This window comes from Burkholderia sp., from assembly GCF_018375725.1.
Taxonomy (GTDB): domain Bacteria; phylum Pseudomonadota; class Gammaproteobacteria; order Burkholderiales; family Burkholderiaceae; genus Burkholderia.
Genome location: NZ_JAHACR010000005.1, coordinates 15,395 through 32,437 on the forward strand (window position 1 = coordinate 15,395; position 17,043 = coordinate 32,437).

The window sequence follows — 17,043 nt, forward strand, 5'->3', positions numbered from 1 at the left end:
CGTTTCGCGACGCCCCCGCGCGGGCCGCGGGTCACTGCACCATGTTGTTCAGCTCGATGATCGGCAGCATCACGGCCAGCACGATCACGAGCACGATGCCCCCCATCGCGAGGATCAGAAGCGGCTCGAGCAGGCTCGTCAGGAACATCGTGCGGCGCTCCAGCTCGCGTGCCTCGCCGTCCGCCGCACGATCGAGCATCGTCGTCACATCGCCGGTCGCCTCGCCCGACCGGATCAGATGCACGAGCACCGGCGGAAACGTCTTCACATTGTTCAGTGCGCGCGACAGCGCGGAGCCTTCGCGCACGCGCACGATCGCGTCGTCGATGTTCGCGCGCATCGCGCGGTTCGACAGCGTTTCGCCGGCCGCCTGCAGCGCGCGCAGGATCGGCACGCCCGCCGCGCTGAGGATGCCGAGCGTGCTCGCGAAACGCACCGTGTTGTAGCCGCGCACCAGCTTGCCGGCCAGCGGCGCGGTGAGCAGCCAGCGGTCGAACGCGAGGCGCGGCCCGTCGCGCGACAGCGTCGCGCGCACCAGATAGACGACGACCGCCGCCGCGATCAGGATCGCCCACCACCAGTGCCGCACGAAAGCCGACAGCGCCATCATCACGAGCGTCAGCACCGGCAGCTGCTGCTTGGTGCTCGCGAACACGTTGACGACCTGCGGCACCACGTAGCTCAACAGGAACGTGACGATGCCGAAGGCGATCAGGGTGACGATCGCCGGATAGGTGAAGGCGAGCAGGATCTTCTGCTTCAGCGCATTGCGCTGCTCGATGTAGTCGGCGAGCCGCGACAGCACGATGCCGAGCTTGCCGGTGTGCTCGCCCGCCGACACCAGCGCACGGTAGATGTCCGGAAAATCGCGCGGATGCTGGGCGAGCGCGTTCGCGAGCGAATGGCCGCCGAGCACCTCCGCGCGGATCTCCGCCATCAGTTCGCGGATGTAGTCGCGCTCGGCCTGTTCGGTCAGCACGCCGAGCGCTTCGTCGAGCGGCAATCCGGCGATCAGCAGGCTCGCGAGCTGGCGCGTGAGGATCGCCTGTTCGCGCTGCGACAGCCTGCGGCCGATCGCGAGACGCTGCGTCCGCGCGCCGCGGCTCGCGCTCGCGGCCGGCTCGACGACGAGCGGCGTCAGCCCCTGCGTGCGCAGCTGGCCGCGCGCGGCCCGCGCGCTGTCGGCTTCGACCACGCCTTTTTGCGCACGGCCCGCGGTATCGATCGCTTCGAAACGGAATGCCGGCATCGCGCTATGCGCCTCCCGTCACGCGCAGCACTTCCTCGAGCGAGGTCGCGCCGGACGCGAGCCAGCGCTCGGCGTCGTCGCGCAGCGTGCGCATCCCTTGCGCGCGGCCGGTCGCGAGGATTTCCGCGTCGGCCGCGTTGCGGTGGATCTGCGAACGGATCGCATCGTCGACCACCAGCAGTTCGTAGACGCCGCGCCGGCCCGTATAACCCGAATGCCCGCACTTGTCGCAGCCGACCGGATGCCAGACGGTGCGGCCGTCCTCGTGCCGAGCTTCCTTGCAGACCGGGCAGAGCTGCCGCACGAGCCGCTGCGCGAGCACGCCGAGCAGCGACGACGCGAGCAGGTACGGCTCGACGCCCATGTCGGTCAGGCGCGTGACCGCCGACGCCGCATCGTTCGTGTGCAGCGTCGCAAGCACGAGGTGGCCGGTCAGCGATGCCTGCACCGCGATCTGCGCGGTTTCGAGGTCGCGGATTTCGCCGATCATGATCACGTCCGGATCCTGGCGCAGGATCGAGCGCAGCGCCCGCGCGAAGGTCATGCCGATCCGCTCGTTCACCTGCGTCTGGCCGATGCCGGACAGGTCGTATTCGATCGGATCCTCGACGGTCATGATGTTGGTGGTCGCGGTTTCGAGCCGCGACAGCGACGCGTACAGCGTCGTCGTCTTGCCCGAACCGGTCGGGCCGGTCACGAGCACGATGCCGTGCGGCCGCGAGATCAGCTTGTCGAACTGCCCGAGCGTGTCCCGGCCCATGCCGAGCGCTTCGAGGTTCAGGCGCTGCGCGTCCTTTTCGAGCAGGCGCAGCACTGCGCGCTCGCCGTGCCCGGTCGGCAGCGTCGAGACCCGCACGTCGACCGGCCGGCCGCCGACGCGCAACGTGATGCGGCCGTCCTGCGGCAGGCGTTTCTCGGCGATGTCGAGCTGCGCCATGATCTTGATCCGCGAGATCAGCGCGCCGTGCAGCGCCTTCTTCGGCCGGACGACGTCGCGCAGCGTGCCGTCGACGCGAAAGCGCACGACCGACGCGTTCTCGAACGGCTCGATATGGATGTCGGACGCCTGCTCGCGCGCCGCTTGTGTCAGGAGCGCATTGATCATCCGGATGATCGGCGCGTCGTCCTCGGATTCGAGCAGATCCTCGACCTCGGGAATGTCCTGCATCAACCGCGACAGATCGACTTCGCCCTCGACCTCGCCGACCACCTGCGCCGCACTGCCGTCCTGGCGCGCGTAGGCCTGGTTGATCGCCTGCGCGAGCGCGTCGGCCGGCATGCGATGCACGGTGATCGCGCCGAAGTTGCGCGCAATCTCGGCGAGCGCCGCGTCGCTGGTGCGATCGCTGATCCACACTTCGAGCGTGTCGTCGTGCTGATGCGCGACGAGCACCTGTCCGCTCTTCGCGAAGCCGTACGGCAAGAGCCGCGCGGCGACGGGAGACGGCGCCGGCCGTTCGCCCGGCGCGCCGTCAGGGGAGGGCGCGAGCGCGTCGGTCACTGCGACGCTCCCGGCGTGGCCGTCAGCGGCAATTGCGGCACCGGCTGCTGCGGCACGGCCTGCGGTTGCGCACCCGGTTGCGCCTGCGCGGGCGAGGACGGTTGCGGCGCCGGCTGCTCCGGCATCCGGCGCATGTCGTCGAGGTTGAACAGGTTCATCGCCGGCACGCCGCCCTGGCTCGGACCCGCGGGCGCGGCCGGCAGCATCGGCGTATCCCTGTCGCGGATCAGCCGGTTGTCCGACTGGTACGCGCCCTGCATGCCGCGCGCATAGTCGTAACGGTTCGCCGCGATCGCTTCGCTCGTCGCGCCGTCGCGCACCACGACCGGCCGCAGGAACACCATCAGGTTGGTCTTCTGGCGGCTCTTGGATTCCGAACGGAACAGCTGGCCGAGCCACGGAATGTCGCCGAGCAGCGGCACCTTGTTCACGCCGGTCGAATAGCTGTCCTGCATCAAGCCGCCGAGCACGATGATCTGGCCGTCGTCGGCGAGCACGGTCGACTGGATCGAGCGCTTGTTGAAGGTCGGGCCGGTCAGGTTGTTCAGCGTGCCGGCCGCGACCGACGAGCTTTCCGTATACAGCTGGAGCTTCAGGATGCCGCCGTCGGTGATGGTCGGCTTCACGTGCAGCGTGATGCCGACGTCGCGCCGGTCGTACGTATTGAACGCCGTGCTGGTGTTGCCGGCCGTCAGGTTCGAGTACGAGCCGGTCGGGATCGGCACGTTCTGGCCGACGACGATCCGTGCTTCCTCGTTGTCGAGCGTGATCAGGTTCGGCGTCGACAGGATGTTCGCGTCGCTCGACTGCGACAGCGCCTGCAACAGGCCGCCCAGGCCCCAGATGTTGCCGAACTTGTGCAGCCAGCCGATGTTGACGCCGTTCTGCAACGCGCCGGTAAGCGCCGCGCCGACCGTACTGGTGCCCGTGTTCAGCGTGTTGCCGAGCACGGTCAGGTCGACGATGCTGTTGCCGTTGCCGACCGTGCCGACACCGAGCGCGGGGATGTTCGAGCCGGCATAGACGGCGTTGTTGCCGGACAGCAGCGCGCCTTGCCACTGGATGCCGAGGTTTGCGCCGGTGTTCGCGCTCAGTTCGACGATCAGCGCTTCGAGGTAGACCTGCGCGCGCCGCGCGTCGAGCTGGTCGATCACCGTGCGCAGATTGCGGTAGACGGGATCGGGCGCGGTGATGATCAGCGAATTCGTCGCCGCATCGGCCTGGATCATGCCGCCCGGCTGGTTGTCCTCGCCGCCCTTGTCCTTGTCGCCGCCGAGCAGGCCCGCGGTGCCGAGGCCGCCGCCTTGCGACGCACCGCCGCCGTACCCCGAGGACGAAGACGAACCGCTCATCGACGACGGCAGCGGCGGGGTGCCCGGCGTCCCGGTCGAGAAGCTGCTGCCCGACGAGGGATTCTGGTTGAATGCGCTCGCATCGTTCGACGTCGCCGATGCGCCGCTTTCGCTGCCGCCCCGTCCCATCATCGCGCGCAGGGTCTTCGCGAGCTTCACCGCATCCGCGTTGCGCAGCGTCACGACATGCATGTTGCCCGGCTTCCCGGTCGGCGCGTCGAGTTGCTGCGCGAGCCGCCTGGCGGCTGCGAGGCGCGACGGATTCGACGCGCGCAGCATCAGCGAGTTGGTGCGCGGATCGGCTGTCACCGAGACCTTGAGCGTCGCGTCGCTGTTGCCGATCGCGCCCGGGTCGAGCAGCTTCGACAGCTGCGTGGCGGTGTCGATCGCGTTCGCGTTCCTGAGCGGCACGACCGCCACCTGCGCGCCCGCCGCGCTGTCGACGCCGGCGATGATCTGCGCGATGCGGCGCACGTTGTCCGCGTAGTCGGTGACGACGATCGTGTTGTTCGCCGGATAGGCGGTGACGGTGTTGTTCGGCGAGATCAGCGGGCGCAGCACCGGCAACAGGTTGTTCGCCGATTCGTTGCGCAGCTCGAACACCTGCGTGACGATCTGGTCGCCGCGCGCCTGCGGCGCGTTGCCGATGTAGGTCGGCACGCCCTGCAGCTTCGCGTCGGCCTCCGGCACGACCTTCAGCACGCCGTGATCCTGCACGAGCGCGAAGCCCTGCATGCGCAGCGCCGACTGCAGCGTCTTCAATGCCTGATCCTGCGGCACCGGACGTTCCGCGACGAGGTTGAGCTGCCCCTTCACGCGGGGATCGACGATGATCGTCTTGCCGGTCGCAGCGCCGATCGCCTTGGCGACCTGATCGATGTCCGCGTTGACGAAATTGAGCGTGACCTGGGCATACGCGGCCTGCGAAATGACGATTCCGGCAACGACGAGCGTCGAGGCGATACGCCGCATAACGAAGCGAGTTCTTGTCATGGATGAATGAGTCGATGCCGGCTCAGGTCGCATCCGGCGGTATTGCAGGATCAATGTCGAAAATAGCGACATTAGCAGTTTTTCATGTCGAAAATGTCACGTCGAGCCGAGGAATGTCTCACTTGCGACATGGATCCAGCCGCGCGTAGGTCATCTGTAAGTTCCGGCGCGCGGGCCCGTTTGTTTATTGCCATCATTTCAGGATGAACCGAAACAGAAATGCGGTATAACCCGGCATTCGCACATCGCACCGGACGCACGATGCTGTCTGTATGATACGAGCCACGCGGTGCACGTCGCGCGAATTCTGGACACGGGTTTTCCCGCCCCCCGTTCACGCGAGTTTCCTTCATTCAGTCAATGAACAGACGGTTCGTTTCGATGGCGCTATTCGCAGCCGGCACGATGCTCGCCGGCGGAAACGCGCATGCCGATTGTTTTGACGAAGCCGCCCGATATCAGAAAGTCAATCCGCTGATCCTGCGCGCCATTGCGTGGCAGGAATCGCGCAACCGCCCCGATGCGCAGAACCGGAATGGGAACGGCTCGGTCGACTACGGGCTCATGCAGATCAATTCGATCCATCTGCCCACGCTGTCGCGGTACGGCATCGGCCGCGATACGCTGATGGAACCGTGCAAGAGCGTCTATATCGCGGCGTGGCACCTGCGCCGGAAAATGGACAAGTACGGCAACACCTGGCAGGCCGTCGGCGCCTATCATTCGGAGACGCCCGCCCTGCGCGACAAGTACGCGAAGCAGATCGCCGCGATCCTGACGCAATGGAAGCTGCTGCCGCCGCAATGACCGCGCGCGGGCAGGCCAGGACGCGTTTGATGCACAATGCGGGCTTACGCTGCGGATTTGCCCCGCGCCCGGCCTGAGCCGAGGCGCCCGATCGGGCAGCGCCGCGCCCGCTTCTCCCTATTTTCGTTGGTGCATAACGCAATGAACCCGCCGTTGCCCGTCACCGTGCTGTCCGGCTTCCTCGGCGCCGGCAAGACCACGCTGCTCAACCATATCCTCGCGAATCGCGCCGGCCTGAAGGTCGCCGTGATCGTCAACGACCTCGCATCGGTCAACATCGACGCGACGCTCGTGCGCGACGCGTCCGCGCTGTCGCATGTCGAGGAACGCCTCGTCGAGATGTCGAACGGCTGCATCTGCTGCACGCTGCGCGACGACCTGCTGGTCGAGATCCGCAAGCTCGCCGCGGAAGGCCGCTTCGACGCGATCCTGATCGAATCGACCGGCATCGCCGAGCCGATGCCGATCGCCGAAACCTTCACCTTCGTCGACGATCACGGCGCATCGCTCGCCGAAATCGCGCGTCTCGATACGCTGGTCACCGTGGTCGACGCGTTCAATTTCCTGCGCGACTACGGCTCGGACGACGCGCTCGCCGAGCGCGGTATCGCCGCGACCGACGAAGACGACCGCACGCTCGTCGAGCTGCTGATCGAGCAGATCGAATTCTGCGACGTCCTCGTGATCAACAAGGCCGACCTCGTCGGCGCGGAGGAACTGGCGCGCCTGCAGCACATCCTCGCGCGACTGAATCCGCGTGCGCACCAGATCGTGTCGACCTTCGGCAACGTGCCGCTCGGCGAAGTGCTGAACACCGGCCGCTTCGATTTCGACGCCGCGGCGAACGCGCCGGGCTGGCTCGCGTCGCTCGAGCACGCGCACGGCGACGGTCACGATCACGCCCATTCGCATGCGCATGGCGAAGCGGACGAGTTCGGCATCGGCAATTTCGTCTATCGCGCGCGCCGGCCGTTCCATCCGGTGCGGCTCTGGGCACTGCTGCATCAGGAATGGCCGGGCGTGCTGCGCAGCAAGGGATTCTTCTGGCTCGCGACGCGCAACGACATCGCCGGGTCGCTGTCGCAGGCGGGCGGCGTCTGCCGGCACGGACCGGCCGGCTTGTGGTGGGCGGCGCAGGATCGCGCGGAATGGCCGGACGACGACGAGCTGCTCGACGAGATCCGCGCGGAATGGCAGGGCGATCTCGACGATCGGTCGATCGGCGATCGACGGCAGGAACTGGTGCTGATCGGCATCGGGCTCGACGATGCCGCATGGCGCGCGAAACTCGACGCGTGTTTGCTGACCGATGCGGAATTCGCACTCGGCGCAGCGCAATGGACGCACTTCGACGATCCGTTCCCGGCATGGGACATCGATGCGCACGACGACGACCACGGCGACGCGCAGATCCTGCAACATTCGTGACAACCGTTAAAGCCTGCAAACGGGACGTTCGGCAGTGAAAAAACCGCGCGCCCACAAAAAACCCGCCAGACGGCGGGTTTTTTTCTGAACAGGCGCTGAATTAACGCTTGTTGACGGCGTCCTTGAACGCCTTGCCTGCGGTGAACTTGACCGTCTTGGCTGCCGGGATCTTGATGGTTTCGCCGGTCTTCGGGTTGCGGCCCGTACGTGCTGCGCGCTTGCCCGAACCGAAGCTGCCGAAGCCGATCAGCTGAACCGCGTCGCCCTTCGACACAGCCTTCTTGATGACTTCGAGCAGCGTGTCCAGCGTTTCGCCGGTTTGAGCCTTGCTGGCGCCCGTCTGAGCGGCGACGGCGTCGATCAGTTCCTGTTTGTTCATTAAGGTTCCTTTTTCAGGTTAGGTTGACACGAACAGCGCGAACGCGCCGATTATACGTGCGCGAACCGTGCCGTCGAGAGTCGATCTCCAACGACACAGCGCCGAATCCTGGCCCGCGCAGTTCGCTCTCCGGCATGCCGGCAGCCACCCCGCGGTACGGCGTTGCTATGATAGCGCAGCGCAAACCCAATAACGACAAGGGTTTCAAAGATTTTCATCGGTATTTCGCCGAATGAATCACTGATTGCGCGTTTTTTGACCCGTGCCGGCCGGACAGGATACGCAACCGGAACCGCCTATGCGCATCGCCGTTGGTTTTTGCCAACGGCCGGGGCGGGCGGTCTCGTGCAAACCCTTGCCAGGCTTGGCCGTCCCATATTTTGTTTCGCATGCCAGACCGACTCGTTCCCGCCACGCTCGCGTTCCGCGACGACGGCATCCTCGTCTCGCCGGAGCACGGCGACATTCGTTCCCGTGACGCCGACGCGCTCGCGCGGGCAAACCGTGTGTTTGTCCAGGGCAACGGCTTGCCGGGACGCTGGCAGGGCAGGCGCACGTTTACGGTCGTCGAGACGGGCTTCGGTGCCGGCAGCCATTTCCTTGCGACCTGGGCCGCGTGGCGCAACGATCCCGAGCGATGCGAACGGCTGCATGTCGTGTCGGTCGAGCAGCATCCGTTTACGCGCGACGACTTGCGCGTCGCCCTCGCGCATATCGTTGCAAACACAACCATATCGGCGGATGTCGATGCGCTCGTCGATACATGGCCGATGCTCGTGCCGGGCCTGCACCGCCTCGAATTCGACGAAGGGCGCGTCGTATTGACGCTCGTATTCGGCGATGCGCTCGCGATGCTGCCGAAGCTCGTCGTGCGCGCCGATGCGTTCTATCTTCACGACGTCGCGCCGACACAAAACGAGGACATGTCGTTGCCCGACGTGTTTCGCGCCATGGCGCGCATCGCCGACGATCACGCGACATTCGCGACCGATGCGAACGCCGACGCCGTCAAGCATGCGCTCGACGAAGCGGGCTTCGCGCATCGGGAAGTCGCCGGTTCAGGCGGCGAGTGCGCGATGCTTGCCGGCGAATTCGCGCCGCGCTGGCGGATGCGCAGGCACGATCCGCCACGCGCGATGAACGTCGGCGAACGCCACGCGATCGTGATCGGCGCGGGCATCGCAGGATGCGCGGTCGTCGAACGGCTCGCTGCACGCGGCTGGGACGTCACGCTGATCGAGCGCCACACGCAGATCGCCACCGAAGCGTCGGGCAATCCCGCCGGCGTATTCCATCCGTTGATGACGCGCGACGACAACGTCGCGAGCCGGCTCACGCGCAGCGGCTTTCTCCATGCGCTCACTCGCTGGCGCGCGCTTGAACGGGCCGGTCATCCGATCGGACGCAGCACGCACGGCATGATTCATCTTGCCGAATCGGACGACGACTTCGAACGGATGCGTGCCGCGTTCGATGCGCTCGGCGTACCGCCCGACTACGCGCAATTGCTCACCGTCGACGCGGCCCGCGCGCACCTGGCGCTGCCGGTGGCGCACGGCGGCCTGCTGTTTCCACACGGCGGATCGGTACAACCCGCCGCGCTGGCCCGCGCGCAATGCGCGGCGTCCGGTGAGCGCGTGACGGTATTGTCGGGCACCGAAGTCGCACGGCTCGAACGCCGCGGTGAACGCTGGCATGCGCTCGACGCGGAAGGCCGTTCGCTCGCCGACGCACCGGTCGTCGTGCTCGCGAATGCGGGCGACGCAGTCCGGCTTGCGGGCTTGCAGCACGTTCCGCTGCAGCCGGTGCGCGGGCAGCTGACGCTGCTGCCGCCCGGCAGCGCGTCGCCGCTCGTCTGTCCGGTGATCGGCGACGGCTATGCGGTGCCGCTCGAAGACGGCACGCTGCTCACGGGTGCAACATTCGAACCCGGCGATATCGATCCGGTCATGCGTGCCGCCGGCCACCAGGAAAATCTCGATCGTGTCGGCCGCTTGCTGCCTGGCCTGCTCGGCCACGTGCCCGACGCCGGGATATTGCACGGCCGCGTCGCATTCCGCTGGGTCGTGGCCGATCGACTGCCCATGATCGGACCGCTCGCCGACGAAGCGCAGGCGGTCGCGCAAGCGAAAGCGCTCAGCGGTGCGAAAGCGCGCGATCTTCCGCGCACCGCCGGTCTTTTTGGCGCTTTCGGCTATGGCTCGCGCGGGCTGACCTGGTCCGCGCTCGGCGCCGAACTGATCGCCTCCCAGCTCGAAGGCGAGCCGTGGCCGCTCGAACGCGAGCTTGCCGAAGCGATCGATCCCGCCCGATTCCTCATCCGTGCGCTGCGCGCCCGACGGGTGAACACCGCAAACTGACGTTTCTCACCTTGCCCGATCCTGCACCACACAGCGGCACAGCATGGTTATCCACGTCACTCTGTGGATAACCGCGCTGAATCCGCACGCATTCCGTGTGCAATCACAGTGGACGTAAACGGGGTAACTCTACACAGCTGTGAAACGCCCCAAAAGTTACTCATCGCAACCTGCTGTGCACAAACAGCCTGTGCAGCGGGTTATGGTTTCGCCAACGCATTGATCCATCGACGTAAACCACAGTTATCCACTGTGCTGTGCGCTGCTTGTTAACTTCTACTACGTATACATACAAGTAAACCTTTGAATTGAAAGGCAGACCGACCTGCCGGCAGGTCAGCCGACCGGACAATCGGCTTTCGTCCCGAAAACCTGTGGCACAATCGGTTTCCTTCGCGTTCGTCCGGACATGCACCGGACATGCTTCAACGGAACGGTCGGCACGATTTCGAATCTGAATCTTCGAGATTGCGCAGTCCATTCACACACCAGGCCGACAATCCAGATCGGCGTATCTGAGCGACATTTCCGCCCGACGGCGGTGCAGGCAGTTCCCATGTCCTGCAGTCGTGCACAACAAACACACTCGGGGCGACCCAGCCGACGCGCAACTCCATCCCCACGCTTGACCGCGCATCGCTGTTGGTTTGCTTCCAAAGGAGAATTCACCACGATGAAGTCGGCGTTCTCATTTCTGCCCAACTGGCCGCTCGCGCCGGATGCCGTGTTCTGGGCCGGCCTCGCGCTGTTCGCCGCAGGCCTGTGCGGCGAACTCTGCTATCGCGCATGGCGGCTGCCGCGCATTACCGGTTATGCGGTGATCGGCCTGATCGCCGGCTCGTTCGGTTTCGGCGTGATCGACGCCAAGACTGACGAAACGTCGCGCCTGCTGATCGATGTCGCGCTCGGTCTGCTGCTGTTCGAACTCGGCAGCCGGCTCGACTTGCGCTGGATTCGCCGCAATCCGTGGCTGATCGCGTCGAGCCTCGCCGAAGCCACGCTCACATTCGTGATCGTACTGTTCGTGCTCCTCGGACTCGGTGTGTCGGGCATGGTCGCGCTCGTGGTGGCGGCCATCGCGATCGCGACGTCGCCTTCGATGGTGATCCAGCTGAAGACCGAATTGCGCGCGGAAGGGCAGGTGTCGCAACGCCTCATCACGCTGACCGCGCTCAACAGCGTCTACGCGGTCGTGCTGACCAAGCTCGTGACGAGCTGGCTGCACCAGGAAGCCTACGGCAACGTGTTCGCGACGATCCTGCAGCCGGTCTACCTGTTGTCGGGTTCGTTCATCGTCGCCTACATCGTCGCGCGCGCCTGCAATTTCCTGTTTCGCCACATGACTGCGACGATGCGCAACGAGCATTCGTTCGTTGCGCTGTTCGGGCTCGTGATGATCGCGATCGCGGTCGCGCAGGCGCTGAAACTGTCGACGCTGCTGACGCTGCTGCTCGCCGGCATCATCGTGAAGAACCTCGAAGTGCGCCCGCAGCTCTGGCCCGAACATTTCGGCACGGCGGGCTGGCTGCTCACGGTGACGCTGTTCGTCCTGACGCTGACGTCGTTTACGTGGGGCGACATCGCGCTCGGCGGCCTGTTCGCGATCGTGCTGATCGTCGCGCGGCTGGTCGCGAAGCTGGCCGGCGCCGTCGCGTTCGCGAAGCCGAGCGGCATCGGGCTCAGGCAGGGCATCGCGCTCGGCGTTGCACTGTCGCCGATGTCCGCGCTCGCATATGTGCTCGTCGACGACACCTACCAGCTGTACCCGAATTTCGATCCGCACCTGCGTGCGATCGTGATGTGCGCGATTGTCGTGCTGCAACTCGTCGGCCCGTTCGTCGTCTACCGCTGTCTGTCGGCGGTCGGTGAGCGCAGCGACAGTAACTGACGCACCGATCTCAACGCGCCTACTATCCGGAAACTGCCATGTCACTCGAAACATTCGTCAATTCCGAGCCGTTCACGTTCGGCGTCGAGCTGGAGATCCAGGTCGTCAACACGCACAACTACGATCTGACGAAAGCGGCGTCCGACCTGATGCGGCTGATTCAGGGCGAAACCTTCCCGGGCAACATCACGCCGGAAATCACCGAAAGCATGATCGAGCTGTCGACCGGCATCTGCCACACGCACGAGCAGGCGGTCGGTGAATTGCGGGCGATTCGCGACGTGCTCGTCAAGGCGGCCGACCAGCTCAACGTCGGTCTGTGCGGCGGCGGCACGCATGCGTTCCAGCAATGGAGCGAGCGGCAGATCTACGATGCGCCGCGCTTCCAGTACATCTCCGAGTTGTACGGCTATCTGGCGAAACAGTTCACCGTGTTCGGCCAGCACGTGCACATCGGCTGTCCGGATCCGGACAGCGCGCTGTTCCTGCTGCATTCGATGTCGCGTTTCATTCCGCACTTCATTGCGCTGTCGGCATCGTCGCCGTTCGTGCAGAACGTCGATACCGGCTTCCAGTCGGCGCGGCTCAATTCGGTGTTCGCGTTCCCGCTGTCCGGACGCGCGCCGTTCGTGCTGACCTGGAGCGGCTTCGAAGAGTACTTCATGAAGATGGTGAACACCGGCGTCGTCAATTCGATGAAGGACTTCTACTGGGATATCCGGCCGAAGCCCGGCTACGGGACGATCGAGGTGCGCGTGATGGACACGCCGCTGTCCGTCGACCGCGCGGCGGCCATCGCGTGCTACATCCAGACGCTCGCACGCTACCTGCTGACCGAACGGCCGCTGAAGCTGTCCGAAGACGACTATCTCGTCTACACGTTCAACCGCTTCGAAGCATGCCGCTTCGGTCTCGAAGGCACGTGCGTGAATCCTCAGACGGGTGAGCGTCGCACGATTGGCGAGGACATCCTCGATACGCTCGACCGGATCGCCCCGCATGCGGCGGCACTCGGTTCGCGCGCGGCGCTCGACGAGATCGGTGCGCTCGCGAAGGCGCGCGTCAACGACGCATCGTGGCTACGCACGGTTTTCAAGCACGAAAAATCGCTGAACGAGACCGTCCGCCAGCAGTGCTTGCGTTGGCGGGAATGAAAATCTGTTTTGCAAATAAAATGCTCGACCGTTTCGTTTTCCGGGCGGCATCGGATTGCCGCATGCCGGCGCCGTCATGGCCGTCTTGGGCTGCGGAATACTGTGGATAACCCGATATTCCGCTGAAAAGTCAACGGCATGCCGACCGGATAACCCGGTGGATTTCAACGCCGCGCCGGTCGGCCGCGCAGGACGGAATAGCGATCGTTCGATTGGTGTGCCGTTGCCCGGTGAATCGGACACAGGCGATTCCTGGGGTTGTTCAGCGGTTTTCCACAGATTCGGGTGAATAACTTAGCTGTACGATTTTCTGCTGTCGCTTAGAATGTCGCCTTTGCGGACACCGGCGGATACGCCCCGTGTCTCACCGGTCGCCGCGATTGTGCGACCGCCGCGCGTGCCTCGCGACGGCCGTGCCGGGTGCGCTCGATCATGCGCATCCGTTCCGAGATGGAAATTCGATCTCCACACTACCGGCTGTCCTCGCGCAGGGCGACGGCAAAGCGAAAAACACTATGAGCGAAGGCGTTTACGGGAATCAGGCTGCAGGGCGTGTCACCCACAGTCTGTTGCGGTTGAGTACGGCCATGCGAAGCCAGGCATGGGATTGGGCGGAAGGTGCAGGCCTGACGCCGACGCAGGGCGAAATCCTGGTGCTGCTGCTTCAGCGCAAGGGCCCGATGCGGCTCGGCGAGATCGCACGCGAGACCCAGCTGACCGCCGCGACGACGAGCGATGCGGTCAGTACGCTCGAAACGAAGGGCCTGGTCGAAAAACGCCGGGCGCTCGACGACGGTCGCGCGCTGGCGGTGCGTCTTTCCGCTCGAGGCCGCACCGCCGCGAAGAAGGCGCTGCAATGGCCGGCGTTTCTGACGAAGGCGGTCGGCACGCTCGGCGCGGACGAGCAGGGCACGTTGTATCGCGCGCTGCTGAAGACGCTGCGCGAACTGCAGGTGTCGGGCACGATCCCGCCGCAGCGCATGTGCCTGACCTGCGCGCATTTTCAGCCGTCGAAGGCGTCGAAGAAGCCCGCGCACTTTTGCACCGCGCTCGACCTGACGCTCACCGATGCGGATCTGCGTCTCGATTGTTCGGTGCACGAAGAAGCCGACGCGGCGACGCAAAAGAAGATCTGGAAGATTTTTGCGTAAGCCTGACGTCCGTCGATCGACCGGGAGGCCGATGATGAACGCTGAAGTCGTGGCGATCCGCCACGTCCATTTCGAAGACCTCGGGAGTTTCGAGCAAGTGCTCGGCGAACGGGGCAGGCGGGTGCGTTACGTCGATGTCGGCGCATCCCGGATCGAGGCGCTCGATGCGTCGGTGCCCGCACTGCTCGTCGTGCTCGGCGGCCCGATCAGCGTCTATGACGACGCGCAGTATCCGACGACCGCGCCGCTCGCGGCGCTCGTCAGGCAGCGCATCGATGCCGGCCTGCCGATCCTCGGCATTTGCCTGGGCGCGCAGTTCATCGCCCGTGCGCTCGGCGCGCGGGTCTATCCCGGCGCGCACAAGGAACTGGGCTGGACGCCGCTGACGCTGACCGATGCGGGCCGCGCGTCCGCACTGCGCCATCTCGACGGCGCGGCCACGTCGATGCTGCATTGGCACGGCGATACGTTCGACCTGCCGGGCGGCGCGATCCATCTCGCGTCGACGCCCGCCTGCCGCAATCAGGCGTTTGCGTGGGGGCAGCACGTGCTGGCGCTGCAATGCCATCCGGAAATCCGTGCCGACCGTTTCGAACCCTGGCTGATCGGCAACGCAGGCGAGATCGCCGAGACGCCGGGCATCGACGCCCGCCAGCTGCGCGACGACACCGCGCGTCACGGTCCGGCGCTCGAAACGGCGGCACGCCGGATGTTCGCCGAATGGCTCGACGGCGTCGGGCTCTGACGCCGACGCATTGTCGGGAGCGGCTTGCCCGGTTTGTTGCGATCCGGGATCCGGGCCGCCGGCCGCACCTCGCCGGCCGCACCTCGCCGGCCGCACCCGACCCGCACCCGACCCGCACCCGACCCGCACCCGACCCGCACCTTTGCATCCATTCCGCTCCCAGCACGCTCTTCAGGCGCATGCTACGCTCGTCCGCTCCTCCCTCTTTTGCGGCGAGCCTCCATGACAACGCTGTTTTCCCCATTCACGCTGCGCGGCGTGACCCTTCCGAACCGGATCGTCGTCTCCCCGATGTGCCAGTATTCCGCCGAGCGCGGCGAGGCAACCGACTGGCACATGATTCATCTCGGCCATCTCGCGCTGTCCGGTGCGGGATTGTTGTGCATCGAGGCGACGGCGGTGGAGCCGGATGGCCGCATTTCGCCCGGCGATCTGGGTCTTTGGGACGACGCGACCGAAGCCGCGCTGCGACCGGTGCTCGATTCAATTCGCAAGTACTCACCGATCCGCATCGCGATGCAGCTGTCGCATGCCGGACGCAAGGCGTCGAGCCGCGCGCCGTGGGACGGCGGCCAGCTGATGGCGGTGGCGGATGGCGGCTGGCTTCCGCACGCGCCGTCGGCGGTGCCGCACAAGGACGGCGAAACGCCGCCGCTCGCGCTCGATACCGCGGGGCTCAACCGGATTCGCGAGGCGTTCGGCGCCGCCGCGAAGCGCGCGGCGCGGCTCGGCATCGACGCAATCGAAGTGCATGCGGCGCACGGCTACCTGCTGCACCAGTTTCTGTCGCCGATCGCGAACCGGCGCACCGACGAATATGGCGGCTCGCGCGAGAACCGGATGCGCTTTCCGCTCGAGATCTTCGAGATCGTGCGGGCCGCGTTTCCAGACGATCGGCCGGTCGGTGTGCGCGTATCGGCGACCGACTGGGTCGAAGGCGGCTGGGAACTCGACGATACGATTGCGTTTGCGCACGAACTGAAGCGGCGCGGCTGCGACTGGATCGACGTATCGTCGGGCGGCGTGTCGCCGCTGCAGAAGATTCCGCTGTCGCCCGGTTATCAGGTGCCGTTCGCGCGGGCAGTGAAGCGTGCGGTCGGGATGCCGACGATGGCGGTCGGCCTCATCGACGATCCCGAGTATGCGAACCGGCTGATCGAAGCGGGCGATGCCGATTTCGTCGCGATGGCGCGCGCGATCCTGTACGACCCGCGCTGGCCGTGGCATGCGGCAGCGCAGCTTGGCGCGCAGGTGACGGCGCCGCCGCAGTACTGGCGCTCGCAGCCGCGCGAACACAAGTCGCTGTTCGGCGACACCGCCTTCGGCCAGCGCTGAACACACGGCGCGCGATGTTGAACGAAACAATCGCGACCGTGTAGGATGCGGATGGTTCGCTGCATGTCCGGGCGCGGCGCCGATCGGCGCCGCGTTTTCATTTGGATTGCCGTTTCAGGTCGTATTCACAAGGATTCGTTCGATGAGTTCACGCAGGATCGCGGTACGCCGCTCGGGAGTACATGGCCGGGGTGTGTTTGCCGCGGCGCCGCTCAAGGCCGGCGAGCGCGTCGTGGAATACAAGGGCGAGCGAATTTCGTGGAAGGAAGCGCTGCGCCGCCATCCGCACGATCCGAACGACCCGAATCACACGTTCTATTTCGCGCTTGAAGAAGGCGGGGTGATCGACGGCAAGGTCGACGGCAACAGCGCGCGCTGGATCAATCATTCATGCGCGCCGAACTGCGAAGCCGAGGAGGTCGAGGGGCGCGTGTTCATCCATGCGCTGCGCGACATCGAGGCGGGCGAGGAACTGTTCTACGACTACGGCCTCGTGATCGACGCGAAGCTGACGAAGAAGCTCAAGCGCGAATATGCGTGCCATTGCGGTGCGCAGACCTGTCGCGGCACGCTGCTCGCGACGTCGTCCGACGGCGATTCGAAAAAGAAGAAAAAGAAGAAGGACGCGTCGAAGGACGCCTCCAAAGACAAGAAGAAAAAGAAGAAATGAGCGCGGCGGCATCCGCCGCCCGCTGCATGAC

At 65.6% G+C, this 17,043-nt stretch carries 13 protein-coding genes; 9 read left to right on the forward strand and 4 right to left on the reverse strand.

Features of this window, described 5'->3' with window-relative positions; genetic code table 11:
* Positions 1-31 precede the first annotated feature (31 nt).
* From gspF to gspD, 3 genes are read right to left on the reverse strand one after another with little or no spacing between them, the layout of a single operon-like run.
* A complete protein-coding gene (gspF, locus tag KH616_RS02525) occupies positions 32-1,249 on the reverse strand; it encodes a type II secretion system inner membrane protein GspF (RefSeq protein ID WP_292234892.1) in 1,218 nt (405 codons plus the stop codon).
* Positions 1,250-1,253: 4 nt separating this feature from the next.
* Positions 1,254-2,750, reverse strand: a complete 1,497-nt coding sequence (gene gspE, locus KH616_RS02530; protein ID WP_292234894.1) for a type II secretion system ATPase GspE — start codon at positions 2,748-2,750, stop codon at positions 1,254-1,256.
* The gene (gene gspD, locus KH616_RS02535) at positions 2,747-5,095 is read right to left on the reverse strand and encodes a type II secretion system secretin GspD (RefSeq protein ID WP_292234895.1); all 2,349 of its coding nucleotides are present in this window, start codon (positions 5,093-5,095) and stop codon (positions 2,747-2,749) included. The genes gspE and gspD overlap by 4 nt, the downstream gene beginning before the upstream one ends.
* Positions 5,096-5,455: 360 nt before the next feature.
* On the opposite strand from gspD, the gene KH616_RS02540 reads away from it, so the two are divergent.
* On the forward strand, positions 5,456-5,902 hold the full coding sequence (locus KH616_RS02540; protein WP_292234897.1) for a lytic transglycosylase domain-containing protein: 447 nt from the start codon (positions 5,456-5,458) through the stop codon (positions 5,900-5,902).
* Between the two features lie 129 nt (positions 5,903-6,031).
* A complete protein-coding gene (locus KH616_RS02545; protein WP_292236147.1) occupies positions 6,032-7,330 on the forward strand; it encodes a GTP-binding protein in 1,299 nt (432 codons plus the stop codon).
* 100 nt (positions 7,331-7,430) lie between these two features.
* Here the strand turns inward: KH616_RS02545 and KH616_RS02550 are convergent, their stop codons facing one another.
* Positions 7,431-7,709: an HU family DNA-binding protein gene (locus KH616_RS02550; RefSeq protein ID WP_006401505.1), complete on the reverse strand. Its 279-nt coding sequence runs from the start codon at positions 7,707-7,709 to the stop codon at positions 7,431-7,433.
* A 389-nt stretch (positions 7,710-8,098) separates the two neighbouring features.
* Here KH616_RS02550 and mnmC point away from each other — a divergent pair, with 389 nt between their 5' ends.
* The 7 genes from mnmC (at position 8,099) to KH616_RS02585 (ending at position 17,012) form a co-directional block, all read left to right on the forward strand.
* On the forward strand, positions 8,099-10,069 hold the full coding sequence (gene mnmC / locus KH616_RS02555) for a bifunctional tRNA (5-methylaminomethyl-2-thiouridine)(34)-methyltransferase MnmD/FAD-dependent 5-carboxymethylaminomethyl-2-thiouridine(34) oxidoreductase MnmC (protein WP_292236026.1): 1,971 nt from the start codon (positions 8,099-8,101) through the stop codon (positions 10,067-10,069).
* Positions 10,070-10,742: 673 nt separating this feature from the next.
* Positions 10,743-11,957, forward strand: coding sequence for a cation:proton antiporter (locus KH616_RS02560; RefSeq protein ID WP_292236028.1), 1,215 nt, complete (start codon positions 10,743-10,745; stop codon positions 11,955-11,957).
* Between the two features lie 38 nt (positions 11,958-11,995).
* On the forward strand, positions 11,996-13,111 hold the full coding sequence (locus KH616_RS02565) for a YbdK family carboxylate-amine ligase (RefSeq protein WP_292236030.1): 1,116 nt from the start codon (positions 11,996-11,998) through the stop codon (positions 13,109-13,111).
* Between the two features lie 515 nt (positions 13,112-13,626).
* Positions 13,627-14,262, forward strand: a complete 636-nt coding sequence (locus tag KH616_RS02570) for a MarR family winged helix-turn-helix transcriptional regulator (protein ID WP_292236031.1) — start codon at positions 13,627-13,629, stop codon at positions 14,260-14,262.
* Between the two features lie 34 nt (positions 14,263-14,296).
* Positions 14,297-15,007 (forward strand): glutamine amidotransferase, encoded by a 711-nt coding sequence (locus KH616_RS02575; RefSeq protein WP_292236033.1) that lies wholly within the window; start codon positions 14,297-14,299, stop codon positions 15,005-15,007.
* 222 nt (positions 15,008-15,229) lie between these two features.
* On the forward strand, positions 15,230-16,342 hold the full coding sequence (locus tag KH616_RS02580) for an NADH:flavin oxidoreductase/NADH oxidase (protein ID WP_292236035.1): 1,113 nt from the start codon (positions 15,230-15,232) through the stop codon (positions 16,340-16,342).
* A 142-nt stretch (positions 16,343-16,484) separates the two neighbouring features.
* Positions 16,485-17,012 carry an SET domain-containing protein-lysine N-methyltransferase gene (locus KH616_RS02585; protein ID WP_292236036.1) on the forward strand — a complete coding sequence of 176 codons (528 nt, stop codon included), beginning with the start codon at positions 16,485-16,487 and terminating at the stop codon, positions 17,010-17,012.
* Positions 17,013-17,043 lie beyond the last annotated feature (31 nt).

Excerpts from the sequence above, each read along its gene's own strand:
- gspF (WP_292234892.1), bottom strand. The coding sequence starts at position 1,249 with ATGCCGGCATTCCGTTTCGAAGCGATCGATACCGCGGGCCGTGCGCAA.
- gspD (WP_292234895.1), bottom strand. The coding sequence starts at position 5,095 with ATGACAAGAACTCGCTTCGTTATGCGGCGTATCGCCTCGACGCTCGTC.
- KH616_RS02540 (WP_292234897.1), top strand. The coding sequence starts at position 5,456 with ATGAACAGACGGTTCGTTTCGATGGCGCTATTCGCAGCCGGCACGATG.
- KH616_RS02550 (WP_006401505.1), bottom strand. The coding sequence starts at position 7,709 with ATGAACAAACAGGAACTGATCGACGCCGTCGCCGCTCAGACGGGCGCC.
- mnmC (WP_292236026.1), top strand. The coding sequence starts at position 8,099 with ATGCCAGACCGACTCGTTCCCGCCACGCTCGCGTTCCGCGACGACGGC.
- KH616_RS02560 (WP_292236028.1), top strand. The coding sequence starts at position 10,743 with ATGAAGTCGGCGTTCTCATTTCTGCCCAACTGGCCGCTCGCGCCGGAT.
- KH616_RS02565 (WP_292236030.1), top strand. The coding sequence starts at position 11,996 with ATGTCACTCGAAACATTCGTCAATTCCGAGCCGTTCACGTTCGGCGTC.
- KH616_RS02570 (WP_292236031.1), top strand. The coding sequence starts at position 13,627 with ATGAGCGAAGGCGTTTACGGGAATCAGGCTGCAGGGCGTGTCACCCAC.
- KH616_RS02575 (WP_292236033.1), top strand. The coding sequence starts at position 14,297 with ATGAACGCTGAAGTCGTGGCGATCCGCCACGTCCATTTCGAAGACCTC.
- KH616_RS02580 (WP_292236035.1), top strand. The coding sequence starts at position 15,230 with ATGACAACGCTGTTTTCCCCATTCACGCTGCGCGGCGTGACCCTTCCG.
- KH616_RS02585 (WP_292236036.1), top strand. The coding sequence starts at position 16,485 with ATGAGTTCACGCAGGATCGCGGTACGCCGCTCGGGAGTACATGGCCGG.